We start from the raw sequence: 13,591 nt of genomic DNA, 5'->3' as shown, positions 1-13,591 counted from the left end.
ATCATTAAGAGAATTGAAGAACAACTTGTGTGGATTTTTACTGATTGATTAATCGAAATAATTTTCATTGATTGATTGGTTTAAATTACTCGAAGTTTATTTGAGCGAAATTTAAGTCAGTAATTGATGAGCCAGAATTGGCACCTTGTCTATAAATAAGGTGCAAAATGATTTTAACTGAAGAGTTTGATCATGGCTCAGATTGAACGCTGGCGGCAGGCTTAACACATGCAAGTCGAGCGGGGGAAGGTAGCTTGCTACCGGACCTAGCGGCGGACGGGTGAGTAATGCTTAGGAATCTGCCTATTAGTGGGGGACAACATCTCGAAAGGGATGCTAATACCGCATACGTCCTACGGGAGAAAGCAGGGGATCTTCGGACCTTGCGCTAATAGATGAGCCTAAGTCGGATTAGCTAGTTGGTGGGGTAAAGGCCTACCAAGGCGACGATCTGTAGCGGGTCTGAGAGGATGATCCGCCACACTGGGACTGAGACACGGCCCAGACTCCTACGGGAGGCAGCAGTGGGGAATATTGGACAATGGGCGCAAGCCTGATCCAGCCATGCCGCGTGTGTGAAGAAGGCCTTATGGTTGTAAAGCACTTTAAGCGAGGAGGAGGCTACTTTAGATAATACCTAGAGATAGTGGACGTTACTCGCAGAATAAGCACCGGCTAACTCTGTGCCAGCAGCCGCGGTAATACAGAGGGTGCAAGCGTTAATCGGATTTACTGGGCGTAAAGCGCGCGTAGGCGGCTAATTAAGTCAAATGTGAAATCCCCGAGCTTAACTTGGGAATTGCATTCGATACTGGTTAGCTAGAGTGTGGGAGAGGATGGTAGAATTCCAGGTGTAGCGGTGAAATGCGTAGAGATCTGGAGGAATACCGATGGCGAAGGCAGCCATCTGGCCTAACACTGACGCTGAGGTGCGAAAGCATGGGGAGCAAACAGGATTAGATACCCTGGTAGTCCATGCCGTAAACGATGTCTACTAGCCGTTGGGGCCTTTGAGGCTTTAGTGGCGCAGCTAACGCGATAAGTAGACCGCCTGGGGAGTACGGTCGCAAGACTAAAACTCAAATGAATTGACGGGGGCCCGCACAAGCGGTGGAGCATGTGGTTTAATTCGATGCAACGCGAAGAACCTTACCTGGCCTTGACATAGTAAGAACTTTCCAGAGATGGATTGGTGCCTTCGGGAACTTACATACAGGTGCTGCATGGCTGTCGTCAGCTCGTGTCGTGAGATGTTGGGTTAAGTCCCGCAACGAGCGCAACCCTTTTCCTTATTTGCCAGCGAGTAATGTCGGGAACTTTAAGGATACTGCCAGTGACAAACTGGAGGAAGGCGGGGACGACGTCAAGTCATCATGGCCCTTACGGCCAGGGCTACACACGTGCTACAATGGTCGGTACAAAGGGTTGCTACACAGCGATGTGATGCTAATCTCAAAAAGCCGATCGTAGTCCGGATTGGAGTCTGCAACTCGACTCCATGAAGTCGGAATCGCTAGTAATCGCGGATCAGAATGCCGCGGTGAATACGTTCCCGGGCCTTGTACACACCGCCCGTCACACCATGGGAGTTTGTTGCACCAGAAGTAGCTAGCCTAACTGCAAAGAGGGCGGTTACCACGGTGTGGCCGATGACTGGGGTGAAGTCGTAACAAGGTAGCCGTAGGGGAACCTGCGGCTGGATCACCTCCTTAACGAAAGATTGACGATTGGTAAGAATCCACAACAAGTTGTTCTTCATAGATGTATCTGAGGGTCTGTAGCTCAGTTGGTTAGAGCACACGCTTGATAAGCGTGGGGTCACAAGTTCAAGTCTTGTCAGACCCACCATGACTTTGACTGGTTAAAGTTATAGATAAAAGATACATGACTGATGATGTAAGCTGGGGACTTAGCTTAGTTGGTAGAGCGCCTGCTTTGCACGCAGGAGGTCAGGAGTTCGACTCTCCTAGTCTCCACCAGAACTTAAGATAAGTTCGGATTACAGAAATTAGTAAATAGAGATTTCGGTCTTGGTTTATTAACTTCTGTGATTTAAGTATCACGGTATTAAGCATGACCTGACGAAGGCATGTTTATTCATTAACAGATTGGCAAAATTGAGTCTGAAATAAATTGTTCACTCAAGAGTTTAGATTAAGCAATTAATCTGAATGAATTGAGAACTAGCAAATTAACTGAATCAAGCGTTTTGGTATATGAATTTAGATTGAAGCTGTACAGTGTTTAAATACACAGTACTCTAAACTGAAATGTTGAAGTTACTAACTTGTAGGTAACGTCGACTGTTTGGGGTTGTATAGTCAAGTAATTAAGTGCATGTGGTGGATGCCTTGGCAGTCAGAGGCGATGAAAGACGTGATAGCCTGCGAAAAGCTCCGGGGAGGCGGCAAATATCCTTTGATCCGGAGATGTCTGAATGGGGGAACCCACCTACTTTAAGGTAGGTATTGCAACATGAATACATAGTGTTGCAAGGCGAACGAGGGGAAGTGAAACATCTCAGTACCCTTAGGAAAAGAAATCAATTGAGATTCCCTCAGTAGCGGCGAGCGAACGGGGATCAGCCCATTAAGTTATGTGTGTTTTAGTGGAACGCTCTGGGAAGTGCGAACGTAGAGGGTGATATTCCCGTACACGAAAGGGCACACATAATGATGACGAGTAGGGCGAGGCACGTGAAACCTTGTCTGAATATGGGGGGACCATCCTCCAAGGCTAAATACTCCTGACTGACCGATAGTGAACCAGTACCGTGAGGGAAAGGCGAAAAGAACCCCTGTGAGGGGAGTGAAATAGATCCTGAAACCGCATGCATACAAGCAGTGGGAGCACCTTCGTGGTGTGACTGCGTACCTTTTGTATAATGGGTCAGCGACTTATATTCAGTAGCGAGGTTAACCGTATAGGGGAGCCGTAGAGAAATCGAGTCTTAATAGGGCGTTTAGTTGCTGGGTATAGACCCGAAACCAGGCGATCTATCCATGAGCAGGTTGAAGGTTGGGTAACACTAACTGGAGGACCGAACCCACTGTCGTTGAAAAGCCAGGGGATGACTTGTGGATAGGGGTGAAAGGCTAATCAAGCCTGGTGATAGCTGGTTCTCCCCGAAAGCTATTTAGGTAGCGCCTCGGACGAATACCATAGGGGGTAGAGCACTGTTTCGGCTAGGGGGTCATCCCGACTTACCAAACCGATGCAAACTCCGAATACCTATGAGTACTATCCGGGAGACAGACTGCGGGTGCTAACGTCCGTAGTCAAGAGGAAAACAATCCAGACCGCCAGCTAAGGCCCCAAAATCATAGTTAAGTGGGAAACGATGTGGGAAGGCATAGACAGCTAGGAGGTTGGCTTAGAAGCAGCCACCCTTTAAAGAAAGCGTAATAGCTCACTAGTCGAGTCGGCCTGCGCGGAAGATGTAACGGGGCTAAAACTATGTGCCGAAGCTGCGGATTTGACATTAGTCAAGTGGTAGGGGAGCGTTCTGTAAGCCGATGAAGGTGTATTGAGAAGTATGCTGGAGGTATCAGAAGTGCGAATGCTGACGTGAGTAACGACAAAACGGGTGAAAAACCCGTTCGCCGAAAGACCAAGGGTTCCAGTCCAACGTTAATCGGGGCTGGGTGAGTCGACCCCTAAGGCGAGGCCGAAAGGCGTAGTCGATGGGAAATTGGTTAATATTCCAATACTTCTGTGTAATGCGATGAGAGGACGGAGAAGGTTAAGTCAGCCTGGCGTTGGTTGTCCAGGTGGAAGGATGTAGGTATGTATCTTAGGCAAATCCGGGGTACTCTATACTGAGATCCGATAGCAAGCTGTACTTGTACAGCGAAGTGGCTGATACCATGCTTCCAGGAAAAGTCTCTAAGCTTCAGTTACACAGGAATCGTACCCGAAACCGACACAGGTGGTCAGGTCGAGTAGACCAAGGCGCTTGAGAGAACTCTGCTGAAGGAACTAGGCAAAATGGTACCGTAACTTCGGGAGAAGGTACGCTGTTGTTGGTGATGGAACTTGCTTCCTGAGCTGATGACAGCCGCAGAAACCAGGCCGCTGCAACTGTTTATTAAAAACATAGCACTCTGCAAACACGAAAGTGGACGTATAGGGTGTGATGCCTGCCCGGTGCTGGAAGGTTAATTGATGGGGTTAGCGTAAGCGAAGCTCTTGATCGAAGCCCCAGTAAACGGCGGCCGTAACTATAACGGTCCTAAGGTAGCGAAATTCCTTGTCGGGTAAGTTCCGACCTGCACGAATGGCATAATGATGGCGGCGCTGTCTCCAGCAGAGGCTCAGTGAAATCGAAATCGCTGTGAAGATGCAGTGTACCCGCGGCTAGACGGAAAGACCCCGTGAACCTTTACTGCAGCTTGACACTGAACTTTGACCTTACTTGTGTAGGATAGGTGGGAGGCTTTGAAGTTGGAACGCTAGTTCCAATGGAGCCGTCCTTGAAATACCACCCTGGTAATGTTGAGGTTCTAACTCTGTCCCGTTATCCGGGACGAGGACCGTGTCTGGTGGGTAGTTTGACTGGGGCGGTCTCCTCCTAAAGAGTAACGGAGGAGTACGAAGGTGCGCTCAGCGTGGTCGGAAATCACGCGTAGAGTATAAAGGCAAAAGCGCGCTTAACTGCGAGACCCACAAGTCGAGCAGGTACGAAAGTAGGTCTTAGTGATCCGGTGGTTCTGTATGGAAGGGCCATCGCTCAACGGATAAAAGGTACTCTGGGGATAACAGGCTGATACCGCCCAAGAGTTCATATCGACGGCGGTGTTTGGCACCTCGATGTCGGCTCATCTCATCCTGGGGCTGAAGCAGGTCCCAAGGGTATGGCTGTTCGCCATTTAAAGAGGTACGCGAGCTGGGTTTAGAACGTCGTGAGACAGTTCGGTCCCTATCTACCGTGGGCGCTGGAAATTTGAGAGGATCTGCTCCTAGTACGAGAGGACCAGAGTGGACGAACCTCTGGTGTACCGGTTGTGACGCCAGTCGCATCGCCGGGTAGCTATGTTCGGAAGGGATAACCGCTGAAAGCATCTAAGCGGGAAGCCTACCTCAAGATAAGATTTCCCTAGGAATTTATTCCTCTAAAGAGCCGTTCGAGACTAGGACGTTGATAGGTTGGATGTGGAAGCATAGTGATATGTGAAGCTGACCAATACTAATTGCTCGTGAGGCTTGACTATACAACACCCAAGCAGTTGTATATAAAGCATCAATCGATTCATAAATCTACAAAGCAACTTGATTTAGTTATTCCACTAGATAAAATGAACACAATCAGATTCAATCAGCCCAGTCTGTAAAGATTTGGAAAACGCTTCGGCAGTCAATAAGACCAAAGCAAGTATCCATAAACAGTTGTGCTGGCGACCATAGCAAGAGTGAACCACCTGATCCCTTCCCGAACTCAGAAGTGAAACCTCTTAGCGCTGATGGTAGTGTGGGGTTACCCATGTGAGAGTAAGTCATCGCCAGCTCATTATTCTAAACACCCCAATCTCAAAAGAGGTCGGGGTGTTTTTTTATGGGCGAAGAAATAAAGTGAAAACACATAACTAAAAATCAGATTTGCACGGTTGTCCTGCTTCAGAGATATAATGAAGAAGCTTTTTATTTGGGCGTGATCTCGTGAAATTTAATTCTTTCTCTCAATTACCTGAAAATAATGAAGAACTTTCTCTTCCAGAGTTGATCTATTGGGCATCTTTAGGTGATCTAGAGCAAGTAAAGCAATTACTAATAGATGGAGAAGATCCTAATCAGACAGATGATGAGGGATATAGTGCTCTACAGGCAGCTGCTGAAAATGACCATTTAGAGATAGTGAAGCTCTTAGTTGAAAAAGGGGCACATGTTGCTTATAAAAGCGAATACACAGCACTACAGCTAGCAGAAATGGCTGGGAATACAGACGTAGTGAATTATTTAAAAAGTTTATAAAATTAAAAAGCCCCTTTTATTGGGAAAAGAGGCTTTTTGTTCAATTTAAGACAAATGATATTTTTGCAGCTTTTCAACAATTGATTGAAGCGCTTTTACTTCAAATTCATTGGCTTCAAACTTTTCATCTTTATTGCGTTTAAAGATATCTCGTATTTCTATTACAGCATTTGGGTCAACAATACTTAAACTTGAGGTGACTTGGCGTATTTGGCTAATAGACCGAGAACCATTCGTTGAACCATAGCCAATAAATGCAGCAGGTTTACCACTCCATTCTTTACCTACATAGTCCAGAGCATTTTTTAAAGCTGGACTATATCCATGATTGTATTCGGGGCTAATAAAAATAAATGCATCAGCTTTGGCAATTTTATCTGCCCATTCTTGTTGTTTTGGTTGATCATAAATACCTGTTGCAGGTGGGTGTGAGCCTGAAAATAACGGTAAATTCCACTCTTTTAAATCAATTACTTCTGTCTGAAAATCTTCTAGATTAAATGATGGAATTGCTGTTTCTAACCAATTGGCAATTTTAATAGCTGTGCGTCCTTCACGGACACTTCCTACGATGATATAGACCAGCATATATTTTTCCTAAGGATTTTTATCTTTATAACTTAATTCATTACATAGAGCGTGAGAATATAGAATTTGTAAGGATTCTTATGTCATCCATAAAAGGTTAAATAATAAAAAAGCCCTCAATCGAGGGCTTTTTTTACATGATCTTAATGCCTTGCTGACCAGCTGGAGTCACTTTGAATATCTCTACTTCAAAAGTAATATTTTTGCCGGCTAGAGGGTGGTTGAAATCGATTTCAGTAATATCATCATTCACTGACTTCACAACACCAAATAAAGTTGCTTTTGCTTTATCTTCAAACTCGATCATGTGACCAGGAATAGGCCGTTGTTCGAATTTAACCGTATCAAAAGTTTGTATATTTTCCGGATTCCAAGGACCAAAAGCATCTTCTGGTGGAAGATGTACAGTACGTCGATCGCCTGCACGTAAGCCAAGTAATGCTTTCTCAAAGCCTGGTAATAAGTTACCGTCACCAATAGTCAAGCTAACAGGCTCTTCACGGTTACGTGTATTGTCAATTTCTACACCATTTTCGATCGCAACAGAAAAGTGTAGTTCAACTTTAGAACCGTCAGTAATACGAATTTCTTCATTAGGTTGAATAATTTCGGTCATATTATGCATCCGAATTTTTAGGTCTTTGCTTCTCAAGGAAGAATGTATCGATGAGTAGCAAAATGGTACCTAGAGTAATGGCACTGTCCGCAATATTAAAAGCTGGAAAGTGATGATTTTGGTAATAAACATGAATGAAATCGACCACATACCCTAAAGTAATACGGTCAATTAAATTACCTAATGCTCCACCTAAAATTAAAGCGATAGCTACAGGTAGCACCACCATTTTTTTAGGCATACGTAGCAACCAAAATACAAAAAGTATTGAAACTAAGCCTGCCAAAGATGTGAAGAAATAGCGTTGCCATCCTCCAGCATCAGATAAAAAGCTAAAAGCTGCACCATAGTTATGTAATAGTGTCCAGTTTAAAAATGGAAGTACAGGTACAGGATCTGCGTAGTTCAGATGTGTACTTGCAATCCATTTTGTCCATTGATCCAACACAATGGCAAGGACAGAAAGTCCAAGCCAAATGAGGTTGTGCGGATAAAACTGGAATAAGCCTTTTTTAGCTTGTGAATTAGGCATATTTTCTCACTTCGCCACGACCAGTGACGTTCACAATACAACGACCACATAAACCAGGATGATCGGCGTGTGTATTCACATCAGGAAGGACATGCCAGCAACGTGCACATTTTTCACCTTCAGCTGCAGATACTTGTACACGTAAGCCTTCCATTTCAGTTGCTTCACCTTGTTCAGCAAATGGATGTACTACTACTTGCGAAGTAATAAGAACAAAACGGAGTTCATCAGCCAGTTGGTTTAAAACTGTTTGTAATGATTCATTTGCCCAAAGTTCAACTTTGGCTGAAAGATTACTACCGACAAGTTTAGCGTTACGAGCTGCTTCAATCTGTTTATTTACTGCAGATTTTACGCTAATCAATGTTTGCCAATCTGCTTCAGAAAGCAAGTTTGCTTTTGATGAAACAGGTAGATCATACCATTCAGCTGTAAATACATACTTTTCAGTTTGTTCTGGAATAAGTGGCCAAGCTTCTTGAGCAGTGAAGCTTAAGATTGGGCTCATCCAGCGCACAAATGCTTGTACGATATGGTAAAGCGCTGTTTGTGCAGAACGACGTGCTTGTGAGTCAGCCTTAGTGGTGTATTGACGGTCTTTGATGATATCTAGGTAGAAACCACCTAAGTCATTAATACAGAAGCTTGTTAATGCGCTACACACGACATGGAAGTTCATTTCTTCATAGGCCGCGATAATAGTTTGTTGTACTTCATTCGCACGTTGCAAGATGTATTGATCAAGGGCAATAAGGTCATCTACTGCCAGAGCATCTGTACTTGGTTTGAAACCATTTAAGTTTGCAAGCAAGAAGCGGAGCGTATTACGAATACGACGGTAGCTATCACTTACACGGCTAAAGATTTCTTTTGATGCTGCAATTTCATAGCGATAGTCGCTAGATGCTACATATAAACGTAAGCCATCGGCACCCAGTTGTTTGATGATTTCTTCAAGCGGAATATAGTTGCCTAAAGATTTCGACAATTTACGGCCATTTTCATCCACTGTAAAACCGTGAGTTAACAAGGCTTTATATGGCGCACGGTTGTGAATTGCCATAGAGGTTAATAAAGAAGATTGGAACCAGCCACGGTGTTGGTCTGAACCTTCTAAATATAAGTCAGCAGGGCTTTCTAATTCTTCACGTTGCTCAAGTACAGCGTAATGTGTTGTTCCAGAGTCAAACCATACATCAAGCGTATCACGAACAGCATTGTACTGTTCAGCATCTTCACCAATGAAGTCTTTTGCATCACGGTTAAACCATGCATCGATACCTTCTTGTTCGATAAGTTTTGCAACTTCTTCAATGAGTTCAGGCGTACGAGGGTGCAATTCATTCGTATCTTTATGAACGAAGAAAGGAATTGGCACACCCCAAGTACGTTGACGTGAGATACACCAGTCCGGACGGCCTTCGATCATTGATTCAATACGGTTTTTACCCCAGTTCGGTACAAACTCGATATCGTTTTCAATCGCGTTAAGCGCACCGTCACGTAAACCTTTTTGATCCATGCTGATAAACCATTGTGGTGTAGCACGGAAAATAATAGGAGTTTTATGGCGCCAGCAATGTGGATAGCTGTGTTTAATCGGTTGATGAGCCCATAAGCGACCTAAAGCACCTAAAGCTTCGATAATCTTTGGATTAGCTTTATAGATGTGCTCACCAGCAAAGATTGGTGCAGTTGGTAAGTAAACTCCGTTACCACCCACTGGGTTTTCAACTTTAAGGTTGTATTGAAGACCTACTTTATAGTCATCTGCACCGTGGCCAGGCGCAGTGTGTACAGCACCTGTACCGCTTGTTGCGATAACGTGTTCACCCAAAATAACCGGAACTTGGCGATCGGTAAGTAAAGGGTGTTGTAAAGTAAGGTTTTCAAGAGCTGAACCAGTGAAGTCAGCTAAAACAACTGGGTTTTCAAGCTTGTAACGCTCAATTGCAGAAGCAACTAGGTCTTTAGCAAGAATAAAGTTTTGCTTACCACGTTCAGTAATCACTTGTACCAATTGATATTCAATTTCGGCATGCAATGCAACTGCTTGGTTCGCAGGTAATGTCCAAGGTGTAGTGGTCCAGATCACGATATCAGTTGGATCTTGAACATCTACATTTACACGAGCGCTTAAGTCTTTTAAATCTACAACGCCAAAACCAACGTCAATTGCGTCTGATTTTTTATCTTCGTATTCAACTTCAGCTTCAGCAAGTGCTGAGCCACAGTCCATACACCAGTTCACTGGCTTTAAGCCGGGCTGGATATGACCATTTTTTTGGATTAAACCTAAAGCACGAACGATATCGGCTTCTTGTTTGTAGTTCATGGTGAGATAAGGATTATCCCAATCACCTAAAATACCAAGACGTTTAAAGTCAGTACGCTGTAAATCAATTTGCTTTAGCGCATATTCACGGCAGTGTTTACGGAAAGTGGCTGCATCAACTTTTTCGCCCACTTTACCTACTTTTTCTTCAACTTTTAGTTCGATTGGCAAACCGTGACAGTCCCAACCTGGTACATATGGCGCATCGAAACCTGCCAAAGTACGGCTTTTTACGATGACGTCTTTGAGTACTTTATTAACCGCATGGCCCAAGTGAATTGTACCGTTCGCATATGGAGGGCCATCATGCAAAATATATTTTTTCTTGCCAATACGCGATGCACGAATCTGCTGATAAATGTTGTCGGTATACCACTCTTCTAACCATTTCACTTCACGTACTGCCAAATTTGCTTTCATTGCAAATTGAGTATCCGGCAGGTTTAGCGTGGCTTTGTAGTCCACTGCATTTTCAGTAGTTTGCTTATCGCTCATGCAAGTTGTCTTCCAGTTTAATCAGCTTGGGAGCCGACATGTTTTACAATCAAAATTCGAATTAAAAAGGAAATTGTGTCGTGTCGTTACGATATTGTCGTAATTGCTGCACGTCATTATCAATTCCTGCCTTAAGTGCTTCAAGCGAAGGGTAGTTTAATTCACCATGAAGATAGTGAAGAAAAGTCACCCGCATAAATAAGCCATACAGATTAGCAGAAACATCAGGGAAATGTACTTCTAATCTCCACTCTGGATGCTCTTGCTGGATGGCTGGGCGAGTACCGACATGACCTGCACCATAAAGGCTGTTTTCATGATATCCGGCAATTCCCGGTTTTTCAGGGTCGTCCTGAAGCACTTTTTGAGTTAGCGAAGTTGTCTCGCAAATGACTTCAACGCCATAAATACCATTTAAACAAGGCTTATGGCGGTTTAGACGAACATTAATCGTTGGAAAATCTAAAGTTCGTCCAATTTGGTCGCCATATTGAACGCGTCCGGTAATACTGTACGGACGGCCTAATAATTTAGCTGCTAAAGCGAGATTACCCACTTGAAGCACTTGTCGAATACGAGTTGAACTGACGCGTTCACCTTCGAGTTCAATCGTATGTAAATTTGTGACTTGAAAGCCGTAATTTCTTAAAAATTCGCTGTTACCTTGACGGTCTTTGCCGAAATGAAAGTCATCTCCTAAAACCAAAGCTTGAGCATTTAATTTGTCTTTTAATAAATCTGCAAACTCAGAAGCACTCATGCTACGGAAATGCTGGTCAAACTTGGCAACCGCAATGTAATCCACCCCAAGTTCTGCTAGATATTCAACTTTTTCCCGTAATGAATTAATACGAGGCGGGGCATCGTAGCCTTTAAAGAACTCAAGCGGTTGGGGCTCAAAAATCATGACCAATGTTTTTAAGCCTTGTGCTGCAGCAATTTTTTTCAGTTGAGCAATCATCGCTTGGTGACCTAAATGGACACCATCAAAATTACCAATAGTTACCGCTGTTTGCGGCAACTGGAAATTGGGCGATAACGCATTAAGACGTAGCAGTTTCATGAACTTAAAATATGGCTATTTTTGCAAGGGCTATATATTGCCATAATCTCACAGATTCGTCTTGTTGTTGTGTTTTTACTCAGGTATTTTTCAATATGAATATCTGTTATATCTGAAAAATTGATGAATTAAATAAAAATAAATCAATTTTTCTTATTATTAATTTATCCTACTATAGTTTCATCCACTCTTTGATTAGAGAATTAAGATGAAAAGACCCTTTTACCAATTAAATCAAAGTAAAGATGTTATACGGCATTTTACCCCAAATTGGTTTACAGCAACTATGGGTACTGGTGTGGTTAGTATGATTTTAATTCAGCTTCCATTTGCCAAATCATTTTTATTTATGCTGGCTACACTGTTATGGCAATTTAATATTGTTCTATTTAGTGTTTTTTCAGGTCTTTATTTATTGCGATGGTTTCTTTTCCCTCATGAAGCGAAGCAAGTATTTAATCATCCAAATATGAGCTTGTTTTTAGGCGCTATACCGATGGGGCTTGCAACCATACTAAATGGTTTTTTAAGCTTCGGAATCGGGCTTTATGGTGAAGTAGCAATCCATATTGCTCAAGCTTTATGGTATATCGATGTCTTTTTAGCGTTAGCAATTGCTTGGATTGTGCCGTTTTGCATGTTTAGCCGTCAGAATCATCAGCTACATACCATGACTGCAATTTGGTTGTTACCTGTTGTTGCTTGTGAAGTCGCGGCAAGCTCTGCGGGCATGTTGGTTGCACATTTACCAGCAGATTTTCACAGCTTTCATTTATTGTTAGCGGGATATGTACTCTGGGGAATTTCTGTATTACCTGCATTTGCCATTTTAACGATTTTAATGTTGCGTATGGCTTTGCATCAGTTACCGGAAAAAGAAGTCGCAATTTCTAGCTGGTTATCTTTAGGCCCAATTGGCACAGGTGCTTTAGGTCTATTGTTGCTAGGTGAACAGGCAAAAAGAGTATTGGTAAATGTTGGCTTTTCTGAGTTTACCCATGTATTTCAAGCATTAGGCGTTGTGGGTAGTCTGGTACTTTTAGGGTTCGGGTTATGGTGGCTAGGTCTTGCGATTTTAACAACACTTCGTCATGCAAAAACAGGTATTCCGTTTAACTTGGGTTGGTGGGGTTTAACTTTCCCATTTGGTGTGTTTATTTTGGCTTTATTTAATCTAAGTCATCAGGTTGAAGTTATATTTCTACAATACGTTGCTGTGGCATTCAGTATTTTATTACTTGTAATGTGGAGCGTAGTAATGAAGAAAACCTTAGCTGGCGCATATAGTGGCAAGCTGTTCTTTTCGCCATGTTTAGTGGCTTTACAACAAAGAATGCAGTAAAGGTGAAAAGGTGCAAAAAACTTTTGTACCTGATTTATACTTATTTTCTAATTTTATTAACTCTGATTTGAGCTTTTTGAATGAACACAGATACCGCTTTAATTATGGCACTTCCCAATGAATCTAAAGGTTTATTTGAGCAAGCAGGTATTGAAGTCCATTACAGTGGTATAGGTAAAATCAACGCTGCTTTTAAAGCATTTGAAGTTATTCAAAAAACAGGCTGTAAAACTCTAATTAACTTAGGTACAGCTGGAAGTTCATCTTTTAATCGGCATGATTTAGTAGAAATAAAAACTTTTGTACAACGTGATATGGATGTTTCACCTTTAGGATTTGAAGTTGGGGTAACGCCGTTAGATGACCATTTGGCTGCTGAAATTCATCTTCAAACGCATTTTGCGGATTTACCAAAAGGAATTTGCGGGACAGGGGACTCATTTGAAACGGGTCAGCCGAAGGTCGCTTGTGATGTGGTCGATATGGAAGGTTATGCGCTAGCAAAAGTTTGCCACAAGTTAGGTGTACGTTTAATTTCGGTGAAATATATTACTGATGGGGCAGATGATACGGCCCATTTAGATTGGGAAGAAAACTTATTATTGGGTGCACAAAAACTCTTGGCTCTTTATCAAAATCATTTCTAAAAAAAA

General features: G+C 43.0%; 8 protein-coding genes, 2 tRNA genes and 3 rRNA genes. 8 read left to right on the top strand and 5 right to left on the bottom strand.

The genetic code is table 11. From position 1 onward, the window contains the following. Positions 1–174 precede the first annotated feature (174 nt). From MKL35_RS02325 to MKL35_RS02300, 6 genes are all read left to right on the top strand, one after another. Positions 175–1,712 (top strand): 16S ribosomal RNA (locus MKL35_RS02325). A gap of 59 nt (positions 1,713–1,771) precedes the next feature. Continuing rightward, a tRNA-Ile gene (locus tag MKL35_RS02320) sits at positions 1,772–1,848 on the top strand. Positions 1,849–1,903: 55 nt separating this feature from the next. Further along, a tRNA-Ala gene (locus MKL35_RS02315) sits at positions 1,904–1,979 on the top strand. A gap of 340 nt (positions 1,980–2,319) precedes the next feature. Further along, a 23S ribosomal RNA gene (locus MKL35_RS02310) occupies positions 2,320–5,210 on the top strand. A 179-nt stretch (positions 5,211–5,389) separates the two neighbouring features. After that, positions 5,390–5,504, top strand: a 5S ribosomal RNA gene (gene rrf / locus MKL35_RS02305). The 16S, 23S and 5S rRNA genes sit together here with 2 tRNA genes alongside, the layout of an rRNA operon. Before the next feature lie 151 nt (positions 5,505–5,655). Further along, positions 5,656–5,967 (top strand): ankyrin repeat domain-containing protein, encoded by a 312-nt coding sequence (locus MKL35_RS02300; RefSeq protein WP_006581418.1) that lies wholly within the window; start codon positions 5,656–5,658, stop codon positions 5,965–5,967. A gap of 45 nt (positions 5,968–6,012) precedes the next feature. Here MKL35_RS02300 and MKL35_RS02295 read toward each other — a convergent pair whose 3' ends face one another. The 5 genes from MKL35_RS02295 to ribF form a co-directional block, all read right to left on the bottom strand. Further along, positions 6,013–6,555, bottom strand: coding sequence for an NADPH-dependent FMN reductase (locus MKL35_RS02295; protein WP_004711221.1), 543 nt, complete (start codon positions 6,553–6,555; stop codon positions 6,013–6,015). A 133-nt stretch (positions 6,556–6,688) separates the two neighbouring features. Further along, positions 6,689–7,171 carry an FKBP-type peptidyl-prolyl cis-trans isomerase gene (locus MKL35_RS02290; protein WP_032011760.1) on the bottom strand — a complete coding sequence of 161 codons (483 nt, stop codon included), beginning with the start codon at positions 7,169–7,171 and terminating at the stop codon, positions 6,689–6,691. Position 7,172: 1 nt separating this feature from the next. Continuing rightward, the gene (gene lspA / locus MKL35_RS02285) at positions 7,173–7,703 is read right to left on the bottom strand and encodes a signal peptidase II (RefSeq protein WP_001133879.1); all 531 of its coding nucleotides are present in this window, start codon (positions 7,701–7,703) and stop codon (positions 7,173–7,175) included. Then, positions 7,696–10,533: an isoleucine--tRNA ligase gene (gene ileS, locus MKL35_RS02280; protein ID WP_032011759.1), complete on the bottom strand. Its 2,838-nt coding sequence runs from the start codon at positions 10,531–10,533 to the stop codon at positions 7,696–7,698. The genes lspA and ileS overlap by 8 nt, the downstream gene beginning before the upstream one ends. A 61-nt stretch (positions 10,534–10,594) precedes the next feature. Then, a complete protein-coding gene (gene ribF / locus MKL35_RS02275) occupies positions 10,595–11,596 on the bottom strand; it encodes a bifunctional riboflavin kinase/FAD synthetase (RefSeq protein ID WP_032011757.1) in 1,002 nt (333 codons plus the stop codon). A gap of 208 nt (positions 11,597–11,804) precedes the next feature. On the opposite strand from ribF, the gene MKL35_RS02270 reads away from it, so the two are divergent. Together MKL35_RS02270 and MKL35_RS02265 are read left to right on the top strand one after the other, a co-directional pair. Then, the gene (locus tag MKL35_RS02270; protein WP_106479599.1) at positions 11,805–12,938 is read left to right on the top strand and encodes a TDT family transporter; all 1,134 of its coding nucleotides are present in this window, start codon (positions 11,805–11,807) and stop codon (positions 12,936–12,938) included. 80 nt (positions 12,939–13,018) lie between these two features. Continuing rightward, positions 13,019–13,585: a 5'-methylthioadenosine/S-adenosylhomocysteine nucleosidase family protein gene (locus MKL35_RS02265; protein ID WP_001090743.1), complete on the top strand. Its 567-nt coding sequence runs from the start codon at positions 13,019–13,021 to the stop codon at positions 13,583–13,585. Positions 13,586–13,591 lie beyond the last annotated feature (6 nt).

Source organism: Acinetobacter sp. AOR41_HL (genome assembly GCF_027854645.1).
Taxonomy (GTDB): domain Bacteria; phylum Pseudomonadota; class Gammaproteobacteria; order Pseudomonadales; family Moraxellaceae; genus Acinetobacter; species Acinetobacter nosocomialis.
Note: the sequence above shows the minus strand (reverse complement) of the source record. Positions and strands in the feature narration are given on the sequence as shown.

Coding starts and splice junctions, on each gene's coding strand:
- MKL35_RS02270 (WP_106479599.1), top strand. CDS start 11,805: ATGAAAAGACCCTTTTACCAATTAAATCAAAGTAAAGATGTTATACGG.
- lspA (WP_001133879.1), bottom strand. CDS start 7,703: ATGCCTAATTCACAAGCTAAAAAAGGCTTATTCCAGTTTTATCCGCAC.
- ribF (WP_032011757.1), bottom strand. CDS start 11,596: ATGAAACTGCTACGTCTTAATGCGTTATCGCCCAATTTCCAGTTGCCG.
- ileS (WP_032011759.1), bottom strand. CDS start 10,533: ATGAGCGATAAGCAAACTACTGAAAATGCAGTGGACTACAAAGCCACG.
- MKL35_RS02295 (WP_004711221.1), bottom strand. CDS start 6,555: ATGCTGGTCTATATCATCGTAGGAAGTGTCCGTGAAGGACGCACAGCT.
- MKL35_RS02265 (WP_001090743.1), top strand. CDS start 13,019: ATGAACACAGATACCGCTTTAATTATGGCACTTCCCAATGAATCTAAA.
- MKL35_RS02290 (WP_032011760.1), bottom strand. CDS start 7,171: ATGACCGAAATTATTCAACCTAATGAAGAAATTCGTATTACTGACGGT.